General features: G+C 64.1%; 24 protein-coding genes. 18 read left to right on the forward strand and 6 right to left on the reverse strand.

The window, feature by feature from the left end; translation table 11 throughout:
* Window positions 1-37 precede the first annotated feature (37 nt).
* On the forward strand, window positions 38-658 hold the full coding sequence (locus tag IYY11_RS19040; RefSeq protein WP_196405298.1) for a response regulator transcription factor: 621 nt from the start codon (window positions 38-40) through the stop codon (window positions 656-658).
* A 120-nt stretch (window positions 659-778) separates the two neighbouring features.
* Here IYY11_RS19040 and IYY11_RS19045 read toward each other — a convergent pair whose 3' ends face one another.
* On the reverse strand, window positions 779-1816 hold the full coding sequence (locus IYY11_RS19045) for a cytochrome-c peroxidase (protein ID WP_196405299.1): 1038 nt from the start codon (window positions 1814-1816) through the stop codon (window positions 779-781).
* A 162-nt stretch (window positions 1817-1978) separates the two neighbouring features.
* Window positions 1979-2056, reverse strand: coding sequence for a pyrroloquinoline quinone precursor peptide PqqA (gene pqqA / locus IYY11_RS23885; RefSeq protein ID WP_083481414.1), 78 nt, complete (start codon window positions 2054-2056; stop codon window positions 1979-1981).
* Between the two features lie 349 nt (window positions 2057-2405).
* On the opposite strand from pqqA, the gene IYY11_RS19055 reads away from it, so the two are divergent.
* The 7 genes from IYY11_RS19055 (at window position 2406) to IYY11_RS19085 (ending at window position 10866) form a co-directional block, all read left to right on the forward strand.
* Entirely contained in the window at window positions 2406-3506 is a 1101-nt protein-coding gene (locus IYY11_RS19055; RefSeq protein WP_196405300.1) for a formylmethanofuran dehydrogenase, read from the forward strand.
* The gene (locus tag IYY11_RS19060) at window positions 3497-5134 is read left to right on the forward strand and encodes a formylmethanofuran dehydrogenase subunit A (protein WP_196405301.1); all 1638 of its coding nucleotides are present in this window, start codon (window positions 3497-3499) and stop codon (window positions 5132-5134) included. Before IYY11_RS19055 ends, IYY11_RS19060 begins: the two co-directional genes overlap by 10 nt.
* Entirely contained in the window at window positions 5122-6030 is a 909-nt protein-coding gene (fhcD, locus tag IYY11_RS19065; RefSeq protein WP_196405302.1) for a formylmethanofuran--tetrahydromethanopterin N-formyltransferase, read from the forward strand. The genes IYY11_RS19060 and fhcD overlap by 13 nt, the downstream gene beginning before the upstream one ends.
* Window positions 6027-6836, forward strand: a complete 810-nt coding sequence (locus IYY11_RS19070) for a formylmethanofuran dehydrogenase subunit C (protein ID WP_196405303.1) — start codon at window positions 6027-6029, stop codon at window positions 6834-6836. The genes fhcD and IYY11_RS19070 overlap by 4 nt, the downstream gene beginning before the upstream one ends.
* Window positions 6837-6898: 62 nt before the next feature.
* Window positions 6899-7114 carry a hypothetical protein gene (locus IYY11_RS19075; RefSeq protein WP_018408745.1) on the forward strand — a complete coding sequence of 72 codons (216 nt, stop codon included), beginning with the start codon at window positions 6899-6901 and terminating at the stop codon, window positions 7112-7114.
* 34 nt (window positions 7115-7148) lie between these two features.
* Entirely contained in the window at window positions 7149-10217 is a 3069-nt protein-coding gene (putA, locus tag IYY11_RS19080; protein WP_196405304.1) for a bifunctional proline dehydrogenase/L-glutamate gamma-semialdehyde dehydrogenase PutA, read from the forward strand.
* A 142-nt stretch (window positions 10218-10359) separates the two neighbouring features.
* Window positions 10360-10866 carry an Hsp20/alpha crystallin family protein gene (locus tag IYY11_RS19085; protein ID WP_154453498.1) on the forward strand — a complete coding sequence of 169 codons (507 nt, stop codon included), beginning with the start codon at window positions 10360-10362 and terminating at the stop codon, window positions 10864-10866.
* Window positions 10867-10899: 33 nt separating this feature from the next.
* Here the strand turns inward: IYY11_RS19085 and IYY11_RS19090 are convergent, their stop codons facing one another.
* Complete coding sequence (locus IYY11_RS19090; protein ID WP_196405305.1) at window positions 10900-12177, reverse strand: FAD-dependent monooxygenase; 1278 nt, start codon at window positions 12175-12177, stop codon at window positions 10900-10902.
* A 119-nt stretch (window positions 12178-12296) separates the two neighbouring features.
* Between IYY11_RS19090 and IYY11_RS19095 the strand changes: the two genes are divergently transcribed.
* From IYY11_RS19095 to rlmH, 4 genes are all read left to right on the forward strand, one after another.
* Complete coding sequence (locus IYY11_RS19095) at window positions 12297-13010, forward strand: CDP-alcohol phosphatidyltransferase family protein (RefSeq protein WP_196405306.1); 714 nt, start codon at window positions 12297-12299, stop codon at window positions 13008-13010.
* Window positions 13003-13974 (forward strand): quinone oxidoreductase, encoded by a 972-nt coding sequence (locus IYY11_RS19100; protein ID WP_196405307.1) that lies wholly within the window; start codon window positions 13003-13005, stop codon window positions 13972-13974. Before IYY11_RS19095 ends, IYY11_RS19100 begins: the two co-directional genes overlap by 8 nt.
* 517 nt (window positions 13975-14491) lie before the next feature.
* On the forward strand, window positions 14492-14836 hold the full coding sequence (gene rsfS / locus IYY11_RS19105; RefSeq protein WP_018408739.1) for a ribosome silencing factor: 345 nt from the start codon (window positions 14492-14494) through the stop codon (window positions 14834-14836).
* Window positions 14837-14900: 64 nt separating this feature from the next.
* Window positions 14901-15377: a 23S rRNA (pseudouridine(1915)-N(3))-methyltransferase RlmH gene (gene rlmH / locus IYY11_RS19110; RefSeq protein ID WP_196405308.1), complete on the forward strand. Its 477-nt coding sequence runs from the start codon at window positions 14901-14903 to the stop codon at window positions 15375-15377.
* 27 nt (window positions 15378-15404) lie between these two features.
* Here the strand turns inward: rlmH and IYY11_RS19115 are convergent, their stop codons facing one another.
* The 3 genes from IYY11_RS19115 to IYY11_RS19125 form a co-directional block, all read right to left on the reverse strand.
* Window positions 15405-15836 carry a hypothetical protein gene (locus IYY11_RS19115; protein ID WP_196405309.1) on the reverse strand — a complete coding sequence of 144 codons (432 nt, stop codon included), beginning with the start codon at window positions 15834-15836 and terminating at the stop codon, window positions 15405-15407.
* Window positions 15837-15853: 17 nt separating this feature from the next.
* Window positions 15854-16189: a hypothetical protein gene (locus IYY11_RS19120; RefSeq protein WP_196405310.1), complete on the reverse strand. Its 336-nt coding sequence runs from the start codon at window positions 16187-16189 to the stop codon at window positions 15854-15856.
* A gap of 214 nt (window positions 16190-16403) precedes the next feature.
* Window positions 16404-16877 (reverse strand): DUF2892 domain-containing protein, encoded by a 474-nt coding sequence (locus tag IYY11_RS19125; RefSeq protein WP_196405311.1) that lies wholly within the window; start codon window positions 16875-16877, stop codon window positions 16404-16406.
* A 171-nt stretch (window positions 16878-17048) separates the two neighbouring features.
* Between IYY11_RS19125 and IYY11_RS19130 the strand changes: the two genes are divergently transcribed.
* The 6 genes from IYY11_RS19130 to IYY11_RS19155 all read left to right on the forward strand — a co-directional run bounded on the left by IYY11_RS19130 (window position 17049) and on the right by IYY11_RS19155 (window position 22955).
* Window positions 17049-18344, forward strand: coding sequence for an adenylosuccinate synthase (locus tag IYY11_RS19130; protein ID WP_196405312.1), 1296 nt, complete (start codon window positions 17049-17051; stop codon window positions 18342-18344).
* A 343-nt stretch (window positions 18345-18687) separates the two neighbouring features.
* Entirely contained in the window at window positions 18688-19176 is a 489-nt protein-coding gene (locus IYY11_RS19135; RefSeq protein ID WP_196405313.1) for a DUF2948 family protein, read from the forward strand.
* A 28-nt stretch (window positions 19177-19204) separates the two neighbouring features.
* Window positions 19205-20506: a histidinol dehydrogenase gene (hisD, locus tag IYY11_RS19140; protein WP_196405314.1), complete on the forward strand. Its 1302-nt coding sequence runs from the start codon at window positions 19205-19207 to the stop codon at window positions 20504-20506.
* Window positions 20507-20508: 2 nt separating this feature from the next.
* Complete coding sequence (locus IYY11_RS19145) at window positions 20509-20988, forward strand: UPF0262 family protein (RefSeq protein WP_196405315.1); 480 nt, start codon at window positions 20509-20511, stop codon at window positions 20986-20988.
* A gap of 83 nt (window positions 20989-21071) precedes the next feature.
* Window positions 21072-22499: a hypothetical protein gene (locus IYY11_RS19150; RefSeq protein ID WP_196405316.1), complete on the forward strand. Its 1428-nt coding sequence runs from the start codon at window positions 21072-21074 to the stop codon at window positions 22497-22499.
* 6 nt (window positions 22500-22505) lie between these two features.
* Entirely contained in the window at window positions 22506-22955 is a 450-nt protein-coding gene (locus IYY11_RS19155) for a low molecular weight phosphatase family protein (RefSeq protein ID WP_312029755.1), read from the forward strand.
* Window positions 22956-23101: the final 146 nt, after the last annotated feature.

A 23101-nucleotide genomic window follows, 5' to 3' on the forward strand; every position in this document is an offset into this window, starting at 1 on the left:
GTTGGCAGGCCCGGGATACTTGGAGCCATGACCGATTATGCGCGTTCTTATCGTCGACGACCATCCGATCATCGTTTCCGGCTGCGCGGCGATGCTCGCCGGTGAGGGCGACATCGACGTCGTCGACGCGCGAGACGCGGAGACGGGTCTTGCCGTGTTCGTGGCGCAAAAGCCCGACGTGACAGTCGTCGACATCGGCCTGCCGGGGGTTTCGGGATTCGAGTTGACGCGGCGGATTCTCGAGACGGATCCGCAGGCCCGCATCGTCGTCTTCAGCATGAACGACGACCCGATTTTTGCCGCGCGCGCGATTCAGATGGGCGCAAAGGGCTATGTGACGAAGAACGACGATCCCTATCTCTTGCTCACCGCCGTGCGCGAGGTCGCTTCCGGCGGCGTTTTTCTGATGCCTAAAATCGCCAATCAGCTTGCCTTCGAGAAAAGCGGCGCCGCGGCCAGCCCGCTTTCGGCGCTGAACGCGCGGGAATTGGAGATCTTGCGGATGCTCGGACGCGGGCTCGGCATGGCGGAAATCGCCGACGCGACTCAAGTCTCCTACAAGACCATCGCCAACAGCTGCTCGATCATGAAACGAAAGCTCGGCGCCCGCACGCCGATGGAGCTGATGCGCATCGCGCTCGAACACAAGCTGACGTGAGAGGCGTATCCCTTCTCCCGCATGCGGGAGTGTCGCGAAGCGACGACGGATGAGGGCCCTCACCCGGCCCTTGCTTTGCAGGGCCACCCTCTCCCGCGAGCGGGAGAGGGGACGCGCGGCCTATTTCGTCTCGGCGTCCGGATAGGGCTCCGGCGCAGAATAACTCGCCGGAACCGGACCGGTGAGCGCGCCGAGAAAAACAACAATGTCGGCCGCGTCTTTGTCCGAAAGATCCTGTCCGAGCTGCGTCTTGCCCATGATTTTCACAGCTTTGGTCAGATCGTCGACCGACCCGTCGTGAAAATAGGGCGCCGTCCGCGCGACGTTGCGAAGGCTCGCAACCTTGAACAGATAAAGGTCCGCGTCATTCTTGGTGACGTCCGCGCGGCCCTTATCGAGATTGGCGACCCCGGTTTCCTTCCAGTAGTCAGTTGCAACTCCAAATTTTTGGAAGGAATTGCCGCCGACGCCAGCGCCATCGTGGCAAGAGGCGCAGCCCAAATCGATGAATTTGCGCAGCCCCGCCGCCTCTTGCTTCGTCAGCGCCGAAGCGTCGCCCCCAAGGAAGGCGTCGAACTTCGAGGGCGTCAGCAAGGTGCGCTCGAAGGCGCCGACCGCGACGCCCCAATTCTTCGAGTTGATGGGGTCCTTGTCGCCGGGGAACGCCTTGGCGAAGGCGCCGGCGTAGGCGGGAACCGCCTTGAGCTTGCTCATCGCCGTCGCCTGATCGGGATTGCCGAAGCTCGCCGGGCCGAGCAGCGATTTTTCCGCCTGGTCTTCGAGCGACTCGCGATCGCCGCGCCAATGCTGTTTGAAATTCAGCGCGGCGTTGAAGATCGACGGCGCGTTGCGCGGATTTTCCTTTCCGAACACGCCGATCGCCTTCGGCAGCCCGTCGCTCGCCTGCTTGTCGGGCAAATGGCAATGCGCGCAACTGACGTTGCCGTCCATCGACACGCGGTTTTCGAAAAACAATCGGCGACCAAGCTCGATTCGCGCCGCCGTTACCGAATCATTGCCAGGGGAGGGAACGACGATCGGCTGGAAATTCTGTTTCGCGTCCTCAAGAAGCGTCTTCGCGTTCGGAGGTTCCGCCTGGGCGGTCGCAGCGATGAATAGGAGAGAGACGAGGGCGATGAAAAAAGAAGGCGCGCGCAAAATCGACGCTCCTGTTTGCGGCCAGTCGTGTCGCCGACGCGGGCCGAAATGATTCGAGCCGGCGATACGAAAAGCGCAGCCGCTTTGCGCAGCGCTCTTCTTGCCGGCTCGATTTTTGGAATTCGTTGGCGCCTTCGACGAAGCGAAAGGCCGCGCCGAGATTTAGATCTCGGCGGACTCGTAGCTGGTGATTTCCATGCCGACGCAGACTTCGACAATCACGGGAGTCGTCCAGGCCATTTTTTCCTCCGTATTAGGACTCTTTCCGGCTCTGCCTGCTTATGTGGCGCGTCGCGCCCGCAGGTTTAAGCTCGGCGCAGCATTTAACATGATCGCCGCCGCTTCGCAAATGGGATGCGGCGCACAAAATCGGCCGCTTGCGACAACAGCTGAGCGCTTCTGTGGGGCCTCGAATGCAAATGACGCAGGCGAACGTCTCGACAGTCGCCGTGACGGCTGATAGGCATAAGCAAAACACGGAAGGGAGCCGCCCGGCTCGGCGAGTAGGCGCTAAAAAACAAATGGATAGCGTTCACTTCGCCGTCAAGCTTTCAAGCTTGGCCAGGGCAGGTCGCAAATCGGGGTAGGAATGGAGACAGCAACGCTCGACGGCAAGGCGATTGCGCTTGGCGACGCCTATCGACATGCCGGCAAAATTCTCAAGGAAGCGGCCTTTCCGCTCGTCGCCGGCCTTGGCGCCGACGTCGCCGGCGCGCGCGCCGCGATCCTTTTGGCCGAGCGGCTGAAGGGCGCCTTCGACCATCTCGCGTCGCGCGAAACGCTCGCCGATATCGACGTCAAGCGTTCCTTCGGCATGTTCACGACGACGGCGAATGAGGCGCGGCTTCGCGGCGACTGCGTCGTGCTGATCGGCCCGGGGCTGACTCAAGCCTGGCCTGGAATGCTGGAGCGCCTTGCGCTTGCCGAGCCGCCGCGCCGCGGGGCGCAAGCGCAGCAGCCGCGCAAGGTGATCTGGGTCGGGCCGGAAGGCGACGAAGCGAACGCCATCCCTGGCGCAAAGGTCATTCCGGCCTCCGTGCAGGAGCTTTCCGGCGTGCTGGCGGCGTGGCGCGCCCGCTTCGGCGGACGGCCGGTGGCGCTGGGCGCCGAAAAAGTCGCGCTCATCGACGGCCTCGTGGAGACGCTGCGAAGCGCGCGCTTTGGCGTCTTCGTCTGGTCGGCGTCGACGCTCGATCCGCTGGCGATCGAAATGATGCAGGCTTTGGTGATCGAGCTTAACGCGACGACCAGATTCACCGGGGTCCATATCGGTGGCCGCAGCGGCGCTTCGGGCGTGACCCAGGCCGCCGGCTGGATGACGGGCTTTCCGCCGCGCACGGGCTTTGGCCGTGGTTATCCGGAGCACGACCCCTGGCGTTTTGAGAGTTCGCGGCTTGTCGACAGCGGCGAGGCCGATGCGGCGCTGTGGATTTCCGCCTTCGACGGCGAAAAACCCGCCTGGTCCCGCGCCGACATCCCGCTCATCACGCTTGCGCCGGCGCAGGCGGCGCCGCCTCGCGGGCTGTTCATTAAAGTCGGTCAGCCCGGCGTCACGCATGACGCGGTGCTGATGAGTCAGGAAACCGGCGGCATGACGCTGCGCAGGGCAAGCGCGCCGACGGACGCGCCGAGCGTGGCGCAGGCGATCGGCGCCATCATGGCGGAAGTTTCGGAGGGCGCATGGCGCTGACAGTTTTGCGCGGCGGCCATATCGTCGATCCGGCGACCGGCCAGGACGCGATCGGCGACGTGTGGTTCGAGGACGGCCGCATCGTCGAACGGCCCGAAGGGCGCAGCGCCGACAAGGAGATCGACGTCTCCGGCCATATCGTCATGGCCGGCGCAATCGACATCCATTCGCACATCGCCGGCGGCAATGTGAACACGGCGCGACTGCTGCTGCCGGAACTGCATCGCGCGATTCGCGCGCGGCTCGCCGACACGCCGCTGTCGACGGCCAAATGGTCGAGCTACGAGACCGGCCGTCTCTACGCGCAGATGGGCTTCACCACGGTCGTCGAGCCGGCGATGGCGCCGCATCACGCGCTGCAGACCCATCTCGAATTCAACGACGTGCCGATCATCGACAAGGGCGCGCTCACCGTGCTCGGCAATGATGATTTTCTGCTCGGCATGTTGCGCGACGGCGAGAAGGATGGCGCGATCAACGATTATGTCGCGCAGACCGTCGAGAACACCCGCTCGCTTGGCTTGAAGTGCATCAATCCCGGCGGGGTCGAAGCCTTCAAGGAGAACATGCGCGTCTTCGGGCTTGACGACGTCGTGCCCTTTTACGGGCTGACGTCGCGCCAGATTTTCCAGGCGCTGCAGAAGTCGACTCAGGCGCTGGGCATCGCCCATCCGCTGCATCTGCACATGAACAATCTCGGCCTTGCCGGCAATATCGACACGGCGCTCGCCACGATCGACGCGGCGCAGGGGCTGCCGCTCCATCTCGCCCATGTGCAGTTCTATGCCTATGGCAAGGAAGGCAAGAACGGCTTCTCGTCGGCCGGCGCGCTCTTCGCCGAGAAGATCAACGCCAATAAGAATGTGAGCGTCGACGTCGGCCAGGTGATGTTCTCGGACACGGTGACGATCTCGTCCGACGTTCTGAAACAGTTCAACAGCCTGCCCGGCGCGATCCCGAAGAAGGGCGCGATCTTCGATGGCGACGCCAATGGCGGCGGCATCGTGCCCTACGTCTACAAGATTTCGAACTACTACAACGCCATCCAATGGGCGGCGGGCCTGGAGCTGTTCCTGCTCATTGAAAATCCCGAGCAGGTGTTCTTCACCACCGACCATCCGAACGGCGGCCCCTTCACAACCTATCCGGAGCTCTTCGCGCTGCTGATGAGCGCTGATCTTCGCGCGCAGCATCTTGCGCGGCTTCCGGCGGAGGTGCTGGAGCACACCACGCTGCCGTCGATTTCGCGCGAATACACGCTTTACGAAATCGCCCAGATGAGCCGCTCCGGCGCCGCCAAGCTCTTTGGTTTTGTCGATCGCGGCCGGCTCAGTCCCGGCGCCGTCGCCGACATCGCCGTTTATAAGCCCGGACGCGACGTCGCCGGCATGTTCCGGCGCGCGGCCCTCGTGTTCAAGGATGGCGCTCTCGTCGTGCGCGATGGCCAAGTCTCGCATTACACGCGCGGCAAGACGCTGCATATTCGCCCGCGCTACGATGGGCAGATCACGAAGCGCCTCGATTCCTATTACGACGAGCTTTACGGCCTGCCGCGCAGCATTTTCGACGTGCCCGACGCGGCGCTGCCGCACAAGGACGCCTTTGCGGAGGTTCCATGCCGGATATAATTCGCAACGGCGTGACGATAGACGACAATTTCGCCGAAGCCTTCCCGATGAGCGGGACGGGCATTCTGATCACCGCGCCGAACGCCAAATGGGCGCGGCAGGCGGCGTTGACGATGACGGGCTTCGCCACGTCGGTCATCGGCTGCGGCTGCGAGGCCGGAATCGATCGCGAGGCGCCACCCGAAGAAACGCCGGACGGACGTCCGGGCGTTCGCGTGCTGCTGTTCGCCATGTCGTCGAAAGACGCGGAGAAGCAGCTCGTCAACCGGCTCGGCCAATGCGTGCTGACCTGCCCGGGCTCCGCGGTCTATTCGACGGTCGCCGGCGAATTCGAGATCAAGGTCGGCGACGCGCTGCGCCAGTTCGGCGACAAGTGGCAGATGTCCAAGGTCGTCGACGATCGTCGCTACTGGCGCGTGCCGGTCATGGACGGCGAGTTTTTCTGCGAAGGCAAGGTCGGCCTGACCAAAAAATCCGTGGGCGGCGGCAATCTTTTGATCATGGGCGCGGACTGGGACAAGACCATGCGCGCGACAGAGGCCGCCGTCTCGGCGATCGAATGCGTCGCCGACGCGATTGCGCCGTTCCCCGGCGGCATCGTGCGCTCGGGTTCAAAGGTCGGTTCGAAATACAAGGGCATGAGCGCGTCGACCAATGACGCCTATTGCCCGACATTGCGCGGCGTCACCAAAAGCGAGCTCGACGCGGATATCGGCTGCGTGCTCGAAATCGTCATCGACGGCTTGACCGACAACGCGGTGCGCGAGGCGATGCGCGCCGGGCTTCACGCCATTATCGAGATGGGGCCGGAGCAGGGCGCCACGCGCGTCGGCGCCGGCAATTACGGCGGCAAGCTCGGACCGTTTCATTATCACCTGAAGGAATTGCTGCCGTGAAGCCCTTTATCTTCACGCTTCGCCAGGAGCCGCCGCAGCGCGTCGATCTCTCGGCGCTGACGCCCGACCGCCTTGCGGGAAAATCTGTCGCGCAGATCGAAGCGATCGAGCTCGGCGTGACGCGGATTTCGACGAAAGTCGGCGACCTCTTCAAAGTCTCGGAAGGCGATCTGAAGACTGTTCGCTATGAGGGCGGCTCTTCCCGCTTCGATCTTCTCGGCGCGAAGCTTCTGCCTGGCTTTGCGATTCATGTCGAAGGCGACGTCGGGGCGCAGTGCGGCCGTCTGGCCAAGGGCGGCAGGATCACCGTCGCCGGGAACGCCGGCCCGCATGCGGCGTCCGGCAACCTTGGCGCCGAGATGGAGATCAAGGGCGACGTCGGCGATTTCCTCGCCGGTCCGCTCGCGGGCGAACTCGCTGGCATGGCTGGCGGGCGCGTCATCGTGCGCGGCAAGGCGGGCGAACGCGTCGGCGACCGGCTGCGCCGCGGCATTCTCATCATCGAAGGCGACGCCGGCGAAGATCTCGGCGCGCGCGTCATCGCCGGCACGATCCTGGTTTTGGGCGTGGCCAAGGGGCGCGTTGGCTATCTCAACAAGCGCGGCTCGATTGTGCTCGCCCGCGGCGGCTGCTTCGGTTCGACCTATGTCGACTGCGGCGCGCATGAGCTGACGTTCGCACGGCTTTTCGCACGCTCTCTCAGGGATCATAGCGCCTCGGCCGCCGATCTCCTGTCGCGCAAGCTGCGCCGCTATGGCGGCGACACGGCGGTCTATGGCAAGGGCGAGATATTGACCCCCGACTGACGGGCATTACCCTTGCTAAGAAGCGAAACGCCCTTGAGCGGGCGCTTAGCAAGGAGATTGCGATGAATTTCGTCGAACTCATCCTTACTGTCTGCACGTTGGCGCAGCCCGCCGCCTGCGACGAGCGCAAGCTCGTCTTCGAATCGACCACGGGCTCGACCAGCAATTGCATGATGCAGGCGATGCCATATATCGCTCAATGGTGCGGCGAACACCCGCAACTGACGGTTACCAAGTGGCGTTGCGCGCGGCCGGGAGCGGAAGGCGACAAGATCTGATCGAGCCCTGCGGGCGCGGTCGGTTCCATGGCGAATGAATCGAAAACACGATCGGCCTGCGCCCTTTGCGGCGCCATACGCGCCTCCCGACGAGCGCTTCGCTGAAGCCTTTCTCGGGTCGCGTCCGGATGCTGCGACGCAACGGGTCGTAGAAGAAGTTGCGCTGAAGCTCGTGCGCGGCATTCGCGCTCAACGTGATCCGCTTGGCGGCGTCGAAGATTTCCTTCACGAATTCTCCCTCTCCTCGCGGGAGGGGCTGGCGGTGATGGCGCTCGCCGAAGCGCTGCTGCGCGTGCCGGACGACGCGACGGCCGATCAACTCCTCGCGGATAAGCTCGCCGAGGGGGATTTCTCCCATCACGAGACATCGAGCGACGCGCTGCTCATTCAGGCCTGCGCCTTCGCGCTGGGACTTTCGGCGCGTATCGTCGACGTCGCGGAGCCGCGCGGGCTCATTGCCGACCTCGCCCGGCGTCTCGGCCTGCCGGCGCTGCGCGCCGCCGCGCGTCAGGCGATGCGGCTGATGGGCGCTCATTTCGTCTTTGGCGAAACCATCGAAGCGGCGATCAGACGGGAGCAGGGACGGCGCGAGCGCTTCTCTTATGACATGCTTGGCGAAGGGGCGCGGACGGCGGAAGACGCCGAGCGCTATTTTGAGGCCTACGCCCACGCCATTCGCGCCATCGGCGACTCGGCCGGAAGCTCCGGCCTCCCTGTGCGCCCTGGAATTTCGATCAAACTTTCGGCGCTGCATCCGCGCTATGAGGCGATTTCGCGCGAACGCGTCTTGCGGGAGTTGCCGCCGCGGTTGCTCGACCTGGCGCGCCTTGCCAAGGATCGCGATCTCGTTTTCACCATCGATGCGGAGGAGGCGGATCGACTCGAACTTTCGCTGGACGTGTTCGTACGCGTCGTCGAAGACCCGTCGCTTTCCGGCTGGGGCGGATTCGGGCTCGCGGTGCAGGCCTATCTGAAGCGCGCGATGGCTGCGATCGACTATGTCGCCTCGCTCGCGGAAGCGAACCATCGGCGCTTCATGGTGCGTCTCGTCAAGGGCGCCTATTGGGACACCGAAATCAAACGCGCGCAGGAGCGCGGTCTCGCCGATTATCCCGTGTTCACCCGCAAGGCGATGACCGATCTCAATTTTGACGCCTGCGCGGCGCGGCTCTTCGATCAACCGCGTCTCTTCCCGCAAATCGCCACGCATAACGCTCGGAGCGTCGCCGCCGTTCTGACGATGGCGGGCGCGCGGCGCGACTTCGAGTTTCAGCGCCTGCACGGCATGGGCGAGTCGCTCTACGAGTCGCTGGCGGAAATGAGCGACGCCGCCGTTCGAATCTATGCGCCGGTCGGTCCGCACCGCGATCTTCTCGCCTATCTCGTGCGGCGCTTGATCGAGAACGGCGCCAACTCCTCTTTCGTCGCGCGCGCCGCCGATCCCGAGACGCCGGAGAGCGCGCTCGTCGCGGACCCTTATGACGCGCTCGGCGCGCCAAATCGCGCGCGTCATCGGCGTCTTCCGCTGCCGAGCGAAATTTATTTGCCGCAACGCGCCAATTCAAAGGGCGTGGAGTTTGGCGATCGGACCGCGCTTGCGGCGCTGATCGACGAGACGCGCGCGCCAGCTCCGCCGCCTGACGCGCGACCGAGCGTCGAGTCGCGGGCTGCGGCGCGCCCGGTCCTGTCGCCGATCGACGGCGCAGTTGTCGGTCATGTCGTCGAAGCGGATGAAGCTGCCGCGCATGCTGCGATCGCGACGGCGGCGCGCGCCTTCCCGGAATGGTCCAGGACTCCATTCGAGACGCGGGCGCGGATGATCGAACGCGCGGCCGATCTCATTGAGGCGCGGCGCGGGCCGTTGATCGCCTTGTTGCAAAGCGAAGGCGGCAAGACTCTCGACGATGCGCTCGCCGAGGTGCGAGAGGCGGCCGACCTTTGCCGCTACTACGCCGGTCAGGCGCGAATTCTCTGCGCCGACATGCCGCTGCCTGGACCGACCGGCGAAGCCAACATCCTGCGCCGGCATGGGCGCGGCGTTTTTATCTGCATTTCGCCCTGGAATTTCCCGCTCGCGATTTTCATCGGTCAGGTCGCAGCGGCGCTGGTCGCGGGAAACAGCGTCGTCGCCAAGCCCGCCGAGCAGACGCCGCTCGTCGCCGCCATGGCGATCGAACTCCTGCGCGATTCCGGCGTTCCGAAGGATGTGCTGCAATTTACGCCGGGCGATGGCGCGATTGGCGCCGCGCTTATCGCCGATCCGCTGACCGCCGGCGTCGTTTTCACGGGCTCGGTCGAAGTTGCGCAGCGGATCAATCGCGCGCTCGCCGAGCGAGATGGCGCGATTGCGCCGCTCATCGCCGAAACCGGCGGCATCAATGCGATGATCGTCGATTCGACGGCGCTGATCGAACAGGTCGTCGACGATGTCATGACGTCTGCGTTCCGATCGGCGGGCCAGCGGTGCTCGGCCTTGCGGCTCTTGTGTGTGCAAGAGGAGATTGCGCCTGCCTGTCTGGAGACGTTGATTGGCGCTGCGCGCGAGTTGCGCGTGGGCGATCCGCGCGAGATCGGCGCGCATGTCGGGCCGGCGATCGACGCCGAGGCGAAGGCCAAACTCGACGCCTATCTTTTGCGTCAGCGCGCAGCCGGGCGAATTCTCTACGCTGGCGTTGCGCCTTCGACGGGAACTTTCGTCGCGCCGCACATCGTCAGGCTTGATCGCGTCGATGAGTTGCAGGAAGAGATCTTTGGGCCCGTCTTGCACGTCGCGACGTGGCGTTCGGATCGCCTGCCGCAACTTCTCACGGACATCGAGGCGGTCGGATACGGGCTCACGATCGGCATGCATACGCGCATCGAGCAGCGCATTCGCGCGTTGTCGCGCAAAGCGTCAGCCGGCAACATTTACGTCAATCGCAACATGATCGGCGCGGTCGTCGGCAGCCAGCCCTTCGGCGGGTTCGGCTTGAGCGGCACCGGCCCAAAGGCGGGCGGGCCGGATTATCTCCTGCGATTCCTTCACGAGACGACGCTGACGATCAACACCGCATCCTCTGGGGGCGACGCAGGACTGCTGTCGCTCGGAGAATCCGACGAGTGATCGCGACAAATTGGCGCAAAATCGCTGCTTGAAGTCACGCCTCTGACGCTCCACGTCCCTAACGTTTCCACGTCGATCGTCAGCGCCATTGCTGCTGAATTTTCGGTTGCTTGGCGATCGTCCGTTCATGAGGGAGATCAGCATGGCCGAACAAAGCAAGCTGCCGGCGTCAAGAGAGTCCGCGCAGGCCGGCGTTTTCGATTGGCATCCAATCGAATCATTCCGGCGTCAATTCGATCGCCTGTTCGACGAATTTCCGTCGCGCCGAAGCCTCGCCGACTTTCAGCCGTTCGACCGGATGATGTCGCAATGGTCAGCGAGCCCCCCTGTCGATTTTGTTGAAAAGGACGGTGGATACGAGATCACCGCCGAACTGCCGGGGCTCGATGAAAAGAGCGTCGATGTGAAGCTTGCGAACGGCGTCTTGTCGATCTCGGGCGAAAAGAGCGAAGAAAAGGAAGAGAAAAAGGAAGGCTATTTCTGTTCAGAGCGCCGATATGGCTCCTTCCGCCGCGCCTTTCGGGTTCCCGAGGGAGTCGATGTGGACAAGATCACGGCGGATTTCGAAAAGGGCGTGCTGAGAATCCAGCTGCCAAAAATGCCCGAGTCCAAGAAGGAAGAAAAGAAGATCGAGATTGCAGCGAAGTAGCGTTCCACTAGCCGCGCTGTTTAAGCGCAGCCTCTAAGATCGCAGGCCGGCGCGTCCGTGCGGAGCGCCGGCGACTTCGGGCTTGTGCGCCGGCCGGCGCATCAGGCGCGGCAGAACGAGATGCGGCAACACGCCCTCGCGAATCACCGCGCGCCGCAGCGGCCCGAGCGCCGCCATCGCGATGAAGCTCGCGCCGCGCAGCAAATCCACCGGCAGATAGGGAATGATGAGCGACCGGTTGAGCAGGTCGACGCCATGCGTTCTGAAGCCGATGTCAGCGCGCCGGTGACGATCGTAGCGCGCAAGCGCCCGCGACAATTCGCGCGGGTTCTTGAGATCGACGCTGGCGAGACAATCCTCGAGATCGGCGACGTCGCGCAGACTAAGGTTCAGCCCTTGCGCGCCGATCGGCGGAAAAATGTGACATGTCTCGCCGACAAGCGCGAGGCGGCCCGTGGCATGTTTCGACACCTGCATGCCGCCCATGCGGAACTGCCCGATGTCGCCTTCGATGCGCATCGCGCCTAGTTCCGACTTGGCGTAATCCTCGATTTCATATTCGAGCTCTTCGCGGGGCTTTGCGAGACGTCGCCGTGCGTCGGCGACGCTCATCAGCCAGACGAGACTCGAACGATTCGGCGCGTCCTCGCGCGCGGGCAGCGGCACCAGCGTGAAAGGACCCGAGCGCGTGTGATATTCCGTCGAGACATTTTCGTGCGGGAACTCGTGGCGCAGCATCATGGTGAGCGCGATCTGCGGATAGGTCCATTCCTTCACGTCGATGCCGGCGACCGCGCGGGCGCGGCTGTTGCGCCCATCCGCCGCAACGATAAAGTCCGACTGGAGCCGGCGTCCGTCCGCAAGAACGGCGACGGCGCCGTCGCTGTTGAATTCGTAATCCGCGATATCGGCGTCGACGAACGCGATTTCAGAACGGCCGCGGCAGAGATCCAGCAGGATCGCGACGAGGTCATCGTTCGACACATTGACGCCGAGCGCCGGCAGACCGATTTCGCGCGCCCGCAGGCTGAGTTCCGGCACCGGCAGAAACTGATCGGTGTCGTCGATCATGTGGATCGCTTCGACGGCGCAGCCGCGCGCTCTGACGCGCTCCAATGCGCCGAGCGCATCGAGAAATCGGACGGACGATTCGAACAAGGCGACGGTGCGGCCCGGCAGCGGGGGCGGAATGCGCCCGGCGAGCGTCGTTTTGAATCCCCCGCGCGCGAAGGCCAAAGCCGCCGCGAGCCCGGTCGCCCCGGCGCCGGCGACAAGAATGTCCGATCTGGTGTTTTCGTGCGCCGCTGTCATCTCATTCGTCTCCTGCGCCTGTTATAGCGGGAGAGTCTTCGGAGTGCGAGCAGGATGGCTTTGGCTGGGCGCGAGGGCGGTGGTAGGCTGACGTCCCGCTTCTCCGGTCGCCGCGCCTCGTGACGTCTTCTCGCCTCATTGGCCTATCTGTTCACCTGTTCACGGCGAGCGGCGCTGCGCTCGGCCTGATCGCGCTGTTCCTTGCGGCGGACGGCCGCTTTGCGGCGATGTTCGCCTGGCTTGGCGCGGCGCTCGTCGTCGACGCCGTTGACGGAACGCTGGCGCGGCATTTCAGAGTGACGGAAACGGCGCCCTTCATTGACGGCGTCGCGCTCGACCTCGTCGTCGACTTTCTCAACTATGTGGTCACGCCGCTCGTGGCGCTATGGCGCTCCGGTCTTTTGGATCCGGCGCTCGTCGGCCCCGTTTGCGCCGCGGTCTGCGCCGGTTCGGCGCTCTATTTCGCGGATCGGCGAATGAAGACGGCGGACTACTGGTTTCGTGGATTTCCGTCGCTTTGGAACATCGTGGTCTTCTATCTTCTCGTGCTGCGGCCGCCGGCGGGCGCAAGCCTCGCGGTCGTTCTCATGACGGCGGCTGGCATGTTCGCCCCGGTGGTCTTTGTTCATCCGCTGCGCGTGAAGCGGCTGCGGCTTGTGACGCTCGTCGTCACTGGCGTCTGGGGCGCGGCGGCGATCGCGGCGGTCGCGCAGGATCTTGCGGCGGCCTCCGTGCTGGTAAAGGCGGCTCTGGTCGTGACGGGGTGCTATTTTCTGGCTTTGCCGCTTTTTCGTGAGGGCGGCGCGATCGCGAAAGGAGAGGTCGATGGTTAAGGCGATTCGCGTGCATCAGCCCGGCGGGCCGGATGCGCTCGTTATGGAAGACGTCGATCTGCCGGCTCCGACCGCCGACGACGTGCAAATCCGCCACGCCGCCATTGGCGTCAATTTCATCGACGTCTATCGCCGTACCGGCGCTTATCCGGCGGAATATCCGTTTATCCCCGGACATGAAGGCGCCGGCGAGGTGATCGCCGTCGGCGAGAATGTGAAGAACTTCAAGGTCGGGGATCGGGTCGCTTACGTCGGCGCGCTTGGCGGCTATTCGGAGGCGCGCAACATCGCCGCCGGCTCAGTGGTCCATCTGCCGAAATCCTTCAGCTATGAGCAGGGCGCGGTGATGATGCTGAAAGGGCTGACGGCGCAATATCTGCTGCGCAGGACGTTCAAGGTTGAGAAAGGCCATCGCGTTCTCGTCCATGCCGGCGCCGGCGGCGTGGGGCAGATCCTCTGCCAATGGGCGAACGCGCTGGGCGCCAAGGTGATCGCCACCGTCGGCTCGCCTGAAAAGGCGAAGATCGCGGAGCAAGCCGGCGCCAAGCATACGATTCTTTATCGCGAGGAGAACTTCGTCGAGCGCGTGCGCGACATCACCAAGGGCAAGCTCTGCGATGTCGTTTATGATGGCGTCGGGCGCGCGACCTTTCCGGCATCGCTCGATTGCCTGAAGCCGTTCGGCATGTTCGTCAGCTTCGGCTCAGCTTCCGGTCCAATCGCAGCGTTCGACCTCGGTCTTCTGGCGCTGAAAGGATCGCTTTATGCGACCCGCCCCTCGCTTTTCACCCATATCGCGCGCCGGCGCGACTATGAGGAGATGATGGACGATCTCGTCCATGCGGCGAAGCGAGGCTTCGTGACGATCGCCGAGCCGGCGCGTTTTCCGCTCGCCGACGCCGCCAAGGTGCACGAAGCGCTCGAATCGCGCGCCACCAGCGGGTCGATGGTCCTTATTCCCTGATTTCGCCATAAAGCGACCGGCGAAAGCAGGGCTCAACAGGCCCTCCGGCGACAAACTTGACATGTGTTGCAATTTGAGCACTGGCCCATTGATGCGCTTCGCAACGCTCTGTTAACTTTGCCGAATCAGCCGCCGTCCGAGCGCTTCTCGAGGCTCGGTCCGGCAGGTTTTCCCCGCTTTTTGCGCCGCTTCACGGCGCGTCGCTCATTTCGTCCTACGCTTTCGGCGCAAATCGATTATGCTTTCCTTGTTCCGGCTTTGAGGTTCCTCCCGCCTCTCGATTAGCCCGAACCGCCTTCCAAAGCCCGGCGTTTGAGCCGGGCTTTTTTCTTTGCCTCGCTCGGCAACCCCGCAGTTTCTATTGCAATTTTTCAGCAAGAGCCCCATCCTTGTGTGGCGGCCGGCTCTTCTACGGGCGTTGGGGCCGCGAAGCATGAGGGTTGCAACGCTGTCGACAGGTGTTCATCCGGGTGCGGCTCCTGGTCCGCTCCGACCGGAAATTGGCGCAAGCGCCCAATTGACCGGCTCAATCGTGCAAAAGGTTCTCGCCAGCCTGGACGAAACCAAGGCCGAGGACATCGTCTCCATCGATCTGCGTGGAAAGACGGCGCTCGCCGATGACATGATCATCGCGACAGGCCGTTCGACCGTGCATGTCGGCGCCATAGCCGACAGAGCGATCAAGGCGCTCAAAGCGGCGGGCGTCGTCGCCCCGCGCGTCGAGGGCCTGTCCCAGTGCGACTGGGTGCTGATCGACGCCGGCGACGTCATCGTCCACATCTTCCGGCCCGAGGTGCGCCAGTTCTACAATCTTGAAAAGATGTGGGGCGGCGACCGACCGCTGGAGATTCGCCTGGTCTGATGGGGACGGACGCAAGCGCGAGCCCTTGGGATCGCTTGTACCTTCTCGTCTCGCCTGGCGTCGGATGAAACTGGGACTGATCTGCGTCGGCCGCCTGAAGGCGGGTCCCGAGCGGGAGCTTTTCGCGCGCTACGCCGAGCGCATCCGCGCTTTGCGGCGGCTGGGCCTCGAAGGTCTCGAACTCAAGGAGATCGACGAGAGCAAGGCCGCCGGAGCCGAGCGGTCATCGCGCGAAGCGATGGACCTGCTGGCGGCGCTGCCCGCCGAATCACGACTTGCGGCGTTTGATGAACGGGGCAGGGCGGAGACGAGCGCGGCCTTCGCGAAATTCATCGCCGCAGAACGCGACAGCGGCCGCAAGTCGCTGTGGTTTGCGATTGGCGGCGCCGAGGGCCTCGACGAGAGCGTGCGCGCGCGCGCGACCGCTGTTTTCTCCTTCGGCGCGATGACGCTGCCGCATCAGCTGGCGCGCATCCTCGCGGCGGAGCAGATTTACCGGGCGATGACGATCCTCTCGGGGCACCCGTATCATCGGGAGTGAGGGAAGCGCGCGGGTTGCGACGCGCGATTATTCGATGGGTTCCTCGATGACGGGCAGGCCCGACACATCCTGCGTTTGCTGCGACAGGTCATAAGTCACGGTTGTGATTTCGGGGCACCTTTTGCAAGCTGCTTCGCCCTCCTGGAAATGCCAGCGGCACTCCTTCCGGATCGCGCATGGCGGCAAACTGGCGACCGCCGCAGGAAGCATTTTCACGACTCGCGACGCCAATTGGCAATCGGCGCCGTCGAAGTGCGGACATTTATGCTCAGCGCAGGTCGCCGCGAGCCGAAACACTTCGGTCGGCTTTAACGGGGCGGATAGGGCAAGGACCTCGGGCGTCGCAGGAAAACGTTCGTTCAAATATTCGACGACGGGACTCGGCCCGCTTTGTTGAACGACGCCCAAGACCATCGCTCGATCCATGCCCGGCTGCGCGCTCGGACAAAGTTTCGACATGGTCTTTGATCCACCAGCTACTTCTGTTCGAGATGAATAATTTCCGGAAGGACGGGGATGCCGACAATAATGTGGCGACCAATGGAATAGACCGCGCCGCCACGTTCGCCGCCATGTTCGCCCGCGAATGCTCCCAGATGGCCTGCGATGTCGTTGGCGAGCGCCTGAGTCTCGGCAAGCGTGACCTGTGAAGCGATCGCCTCCGGAACGGGAATGCCGCGAATTAAATACGACACCGAAATGGCGTTAGGCGCCTCCAGTTTGAATTTTGAATGTTTCTCGCTCGCGGCCTTCACGGCGGCCTGAACGGATTCGGTGAACTTGCTTAAGGAAATGGAAACGGGCTTTTTCATTCCGAAACCTCTGCGTAATGAAACTTACGGGCAAATCCGACAAGGCAAAAAGATCGTCGTAGACAGCCGAGCCATCAGCAACGCCAAGCTAAATTGGACGCACGCAAAATTGAATGTACCTTTGGATACATGCGCGCGCTTTTTACACGCGTCGCTTTCATCCGCGGTTTCGTTCACATCGAGTCGGCGCGAATTCTTATCGCGCCGCGCGCTTCTAATGCACCGTTCGCCCGTGCATCTCGCAACCGAGCCCGGCCGCGCGCGCCGCCTCCTGCACCTTGTCGTGGGCCTTTTTCACCTTGTCGAAATCGCCGCGTAGCGCCTTGAGCGCGTTGCGCTCCTGACTGATTTCCTCGGCGGTTCGGAACGCCAGTCGACGCAGGAGCGGCAAGGGCGGGCACCAGCCCTGCAGCGCGTGCTGGAGAAGGAAGCCGCTCACCAGAACCGGCAGCGCCAGCCAGCGGCGATCCGACGTCAAGCCGAGCGCAAGTCCAGCGAGCGCCACGGAGGCGGCGTTGGCTTCGAGCGCCCGCTCGATATCCCACTCCCGGTCGAGCTCCTCCAGACGGTCGTCGATCTTCTCCGGGTGTTTGGCGAAGTGAGACAGCCGCGCCTGCGTTTCCTTACGAATGGCGCGATTGATGTCCTCATCGGTGTTTTGTGCAACGCGAGCGACCGTGGTCGGCATGCATTCTACCTCCCCTTATTTGTTTCCAACCGAAAAGGCGGCTCGAAGTTCCTGCTCGCGGGCCGGCTGGCCGGGCCTTTACCGCCCCGGCGGCATGCGCTAAACCCCGGCGGTAACGAGCCCCGGCGTTACCGCGCGGGGCTTTTTCTATTTGGAGATCGAGATACGGCCATGGCGAATGTGGCGGTGGTCGGCGCCCAGTGGGGCGACGAGGGCAAGGGCAAAATCGTCGACTGGCTGTCGCTCGAGGCTGACGTCGTCGTGCGCTTCCAGGGCGGCCATAACGCCGGGCACACGCTCGTCATCGACGGCGTGACCTATAAGCTCGCGCTGTTGCCCTCAGGCATCGTGCGGCCGGGAAAGCTTTCCGTCATCGGCAATGGCGTCGTCGTCGACCCGCATTTCCTCGTCGGCGAGATCGACCGGCTGCGGGAGCAGGGCGTCGCCATTTCGCCGATGAATCTCAAGATCGCGGAAAACGCGCCGTTGATCCTCTCGCTGCATCGCGAACTCGACGCGCATCGTGAGGAGGCCGCTGGAAACGGCGTCAAGATCGGCACGACCAAGCGCGGCATCGGCCCCGCCTATGAGGACAAGGTCGGGCGCCGCTCGATTCGCCTCATGGATCTCGCCGAGCCTGATCTGCTCGACGACAAGATCGCGCGCGTGCTCGCGCATCACGATCCGCTGCGGCGCGGCTTGGGCCTGCCGCAGGTCGACCCCGCCGCGCTGCGCGAGGAGCTCCTCTCCGTCGCGCCGCGCATCCTGCCGTTTATGGACGCGGTGTGGGAGCTGCTCGAAGACAATCGCCGCGCCGGAAAGCGCATCCTCTTCGAGGGCGCGCAGGGCGTGCTGCTTGATGTCGACCATGGCACCTATCCCTACGTCACGTCGTCCAACACCGTCGCCGCCTCGGCGGCGAGCGGTTCGGGGCTAGGGCCCGGCGCCATCGGCTATGTGCTCGGCATCGCCAAGGCCTATACGACGCGCGTCGGCGGCGGCCCGTTTCCGACCGAGCTTCATGACGAGATCGGCCAGTTGATCGGCGACCGCGGCCGCGAATTCGGCACCAACACCGGACGGCGGCGCCGCTGCGGCTGGTTCGACGCCGTGCTGACCCGCCAGGCCGTGAAGACGTCCGGCATCAACGGCGTCGCGCTGACGAAGCTCGACATTCTCGACGGTTTCGACGAGATCAAAATCTGCACGCATTACATCCTCGATGACAAGCGCATCGAGCGCCTGCCGGCCTCGCAGGCGGCGCAGGCGCGGGTGCAGCCGGTCTATGAAAGCTTCCCCGGTTGGAAGGAATCGACGAGCGGCGCGCGCTCCTGGGCGCATCTGCCGGCGCAGGCGATCAAATATGTCCGCCGCGTCGAGGAGTTGATCGAGGCGCCGGTCGCTCTGCTCTCGACAAGCCCCGAACGCGACGACACGATCCTCGTGCACAATCCGTTTCAGGATTGAGCGCACACCCTCCTTTCGCAAACCGGGTGTTCCCAGTTTGCGCATATAGAATGGCCAAAGTCGGCAACAGCCGACTTTGGCAGGGGGAGCGTCGGCGCGAAGCGCCGGGGTGGGGTGGAGCCGCGTCGTAAAAGATTGTCGTTAGATGCGCGGTTCGGTGCGCGCTTCTGACCGACTCATTCGGGGTGTCCCCACCCCGCATTGCTTCGCAATGCGACCCTCCCCCTTCAGGGGAGGGTGAGTTACGCGCTACGCGGCCGCATGGGTTGCCTGAACGGCCATGTGCGGCGCGGGCTTGCGTCCCCCCGGGCCCTTCGCCATATCGGGCGAAGGAGGAGAGGATATGGAACCACCCAATCGACCTTGTGAGTTCGCCTTGCGCCTGCATGCGCTCGACAGTGAAGATCTTTCGCTCCTCTCGGCGCATCTGCAGGACGCGCTGGTGCGCGTCGGCGACATCGCCTTTCTTGCCGACAAGCGCCGGTTCGCCATGGTCGGGTCGCGGTTCGACTGGGCCGCTGAACTTGACGGCCGGCTGGAGCGCTGCCGCTGCGGCCTCCATTTCGAGGGCGTGCAGCGCGTGCGCTGCCAGCGTATCTGCCGCGACCAGCCCGACGCGATCCTCGAACTTCTGGCGGTCACCTTCGAGCCCGACCCCGAGCCGCCGTCGGGCGTCATCCGGCTGTTTTTCGCCGGGGGCGCGTCGATCGCGCTCGACGTCGAATGCGTCGAGGCGCAACTTTGCGACGTCGGTCCGCGCTGGAAGGTCGCCGCCCGGCCGAGCCATGATTTCAGCGGCGAACTTGACGAGCACGCTCCCCGAGGGCCATGACAGCCGGACTTCCCGGCTGGAGAGGATCATGACCCTGCGTTTGGACGCTGCGGCGCCCGATTTCGAACAGCGTTTCGCGTCGCTGCTCGCTATGAAGCGCGAGGCGTCGCAGGATGTCGACGACACAGTGCGCGGCATCATCGAGGACGTCGTCGCCCGCGGCGACGCGGCGCTTGTCGACTATTCCAAGCGCTTCGACCGCATCGACCTTGAGGCGACCGGCATCGCCGTCTCCCGCGAGGAGGTCGCCGCGGCGGAAGCCAAATGCTCCGCCGAGCAGCTCGCGGCCCTCGATCTCGCGCTCGATCGCATCACCACCTTCCACGAGCGGCAGAAGCCGCAGGATCTGCGGTTTCGGGACGCCGCCGGCGTCGAACTCGGCTGGCGCTGGACTCCGCTCGACTCGGTGGGCCTCTACGTGCCCGGCGGCACCGCCGCCTATCCGTCTTCCGTGCTGATGAACGTCGTGCCGGCGAAGGTCGCCGGCGTGAAGCGCATCGTCATGGTGGTTCCGACGCCCGGCGGCCATGTGGAGCCGCTGGTGCTCGCCGCCGCCAAGCGCTCCGGCATCGACGAGATCTATCGCGTCGGCGGCGCGCAAGCGGTGGCGGCGCTGGCCTATGGCACGAAGACGATTGCGCCCGTCGTCAAGATCGTCGGCCCGGGCAACGCCTGGGTGGCGGCGGCGAAACGCCGCGTCTTTGGTCAGGTCGGCATCGACATGATCGCCGGCCCTTCTGAAGTCCTGATCCTCGCCGACGCGACCGCCAATCCCGACTGGATCGCGGCCGATTTGCTTGCACAGGCCGAGCATGACGAATCCGCGCAGTCGATTCTGATCACCGACGACGCGGCGCTGGCCGACGCGGTCGTCGCCGCCGTCGAACGGCATCTCTCGACGCTTTCACGCAAGGAGATCGCCGGCGCCTCCTGGCGCGACTATGGCGCGACGATCGTCGTGAAGACGCTCGCCGACGCGCTTCCGCTCGCCGACCGCATCGCCGCCGAACATCTCGAAATCATCAGCGAAGACGCCGAGGACCTCGCCGCGCGCGTTTCCAACGCCGGCGCCATCTTCATCGGCGCCTATACGCCGGAAGCCGTCGGCGATTATGTCGGCGGCTCGAACCATGTGCTGCCGACGGCGCGCTCGGCGCGCTTTTCGTCGGGTCTGAGCGTGCTCGACTTCGTCAAGCGCACGTCGATCCTGAAATGCGACGCTGACTCGCTGCGCGCCATCGGCGCCGCCGCCGTCACCCTCGGCGAAGCCGAAGGCTTGCAAGCCCATGCGCGTTCGGTGTCGATCCGCCTCAATCAGCTCGAGGCGTGAGGGTGGACTCAAGCGAGTCGAAGCGGCTGATCTCCGTCACGCTCGACGAAAACTCGATCGGCCGCGGCTCGGCGGATCAGGAGCATGAGCGCGCCATCGCGATCTATGATCTCATCGAGGAAAACAGTTTCGCGCTGATTGGCCATCACGGCGGACCTTATGACCTGCTGATCTCGCTCGTTGACGCCAAACTGGTTTTTAAGATTTGCGACGCGGACGGCGTCTGTCTCGTCACGCACATTCTCTCGCTGACGCCCTTCAGGCGCATTCTCAAAGATTATTTCATGATCTGCGAAAGCTATTACGCGGCGATCCGCCATGCGACCCCGAGCAGGATCGAGGCGATCGACATGGGGCGTCGCGGCCTCCATAACGAAGGCGCGCAGCTGCTCCTTGAACGCTTGAAAGGCAAGATCGACACCGATCAGGATACGGCGCGCCGCATCTTCACGCTGATTACGGCGCTGCACTGGAAGGGCTGAGCGCCGCGCTCGGTCGCCAAGGATGAGAGCGCTGCGCGGCGCAGCGCTCGGCGCTGTCACATTGTCATCATGGAATCATCCGCATGGGCAAAAGTAATTCGGATCATTTCGCCGAGCTGCGGCTGTCGATGGAAGCGGACGGGGGCGAACTGCTCCGCGCCTTCGTTCGCGAAGCGTCGCTGGTCGAAGGGGTTCCGCCGATGACCGCGAGCCTGATCGCCGCCGACGCCGCGCAAACATGGCAGATTCTATGCGGGTCGCGCACGAGCGCCGAGCGCGCCGCGGTTCTTCTGTCCTCTTCCAAGGGCGAGGCGCGCGCACGGATTCTGCTCAACGGCCATTCCCGGTTTTCCGCCGTCGTTGGTTCGCTCAGCGCGCAGCTGCGGCGAGATGCGGGATTATCCTACCGGGAACGCGGCGTCGACGGATGGGAGATCACGATCTATCGCGGTTTCGACCCCTCTCGTGAAGCGGCGGAACATAACGAAGAGCCGATTTCCGAAGCCGCGGAGACCACGGAAACGGTGCGGATCGACGTGCCGCAGCAGAGCGATTCGGCGGCGATCGCCCGCTGCTTTCTGGCGGTCTACGGACACAATTACGTTCACCGGGAAGTCTTTTCTCCGCATCGCTATTGGCGGAAGGTCGAAAGCGGAGAGCTCATTCCGGTCGTGACCCGCGATGCGCGCGGCGAGGTCATCGGCCATGTCGCGCTCGAGCGCGAGCCCGGCGCGGCGATCGCCGAACGCGGCGAAGCGGTCGTGCTTCCGTCGTACAGGGGACGTCATCTCCTGGAGCGCATGACGGAGCGGCTGACCGACGAGGCCGCCAAGCTCGGGCTCGTCGGGATCTACGCCGAGCCGGTGACGACGCATACATTCTCGCAGCGCAATGACGAGCGGGCTGGCATGCCGACATGCGCGATCCTGCTCGGGGCGGCGTCCGAGTCGCTGCATTCCAAAGACTTGCCTGTGCCGACGGCCGGACAGCGCCAGAGTTTTCTGCTGACGTTCCGCTTCCTGGCGACGGCGCGGGCATGCGAGATCGTCGCCCCTCCGGCGTATCGCGACGTCATGACGACGACATACGGCCGTCTCGGCGTTGGCGTTTCGCTACGCGAGAGCGGAACGCCAACAGAGACTCGGTCGATGACGAGCGTCATGGTCAACCCATGGGGCTATGGCAGGATTCGCTTCGAGACGATTGGATCGAACGCCAGCATTGAATTGAGCCAGGCGGTGAGCGACGTCAGCGGCCTCGGCGCGCGCGCCGTGCAGCTTTCCGCGCATGTCGACGACCCGGGCTTGCCGCTCCTGGTTGAGAGCGCGCGCCGCCAGGGATTTTTCTATTGCGGGCTGGCGCCAGCCTTCTCCGAAGGCCGAGATCTGCTGCTGATGCAGCATGTGAGCGAGCCGCTCGACATCAATGAGCTGCAATTGTTCACGGACCAGACGAAGGAGCTTGCGGCGTTCATCGAACGAGACCGTCAGTCAGCGCAAAGCCAGCGATGAGAATGCGTGAGCAACGTGGCGCGCCCCCAATCCATTCTTTTCGCCTGCACGCTGAACACGGTGCGATCGCCCATGGCGGAGGCGATCGCGCGGTATTATTTCGGCCGCGAAACCTATTTCGCTTCCGCTGGCTTGAAGCGCGGCGCCCCTGACCCCTTCGCCATCGCGGCGATGGACGAGATCGGCGTCGACATTTCAGCACATAAGCCGCACACGTTCGAAGATCTCGAAGATTCCAATTTCGATCTGATCGTGACGCTGTCGCCCGAGGCGCATCACAAGGCGCTGGAGTTTACGCGCACGATGGCCGTCGACGTCGTCTACTGGCCGACGCCCGACGCGACCGCCGCGCAGGGCTCGCGCGAGGCCATTCTCGACGCCTATCGCGACGTGCGCGAGCGGCTGACAGCGCGGATCAAGGATCTGCTCGGACACGGTCCGCCGCTGAGCGGATGATTACGTGTCTGGTGTCTTCCGCTACGTCATTCCCGACGCGCGAAGCGCGATCGGGAATCCACAGTTGCGACGCAGAGAGGATTTGCTCTGGATTCCCGGTCAGGCCTTCGGCCTGCCGGGAAGGACAACCGGTTGCGTTTAGAGAA

The organism is Methylocystis sp. H62 (assembly GCF_015709515.1).
GTDB lineage: Bacteria > Pseudomonadota > Alphaproteobacteria > Rhizobiales > Beijerinckiaceae > Methylocystis.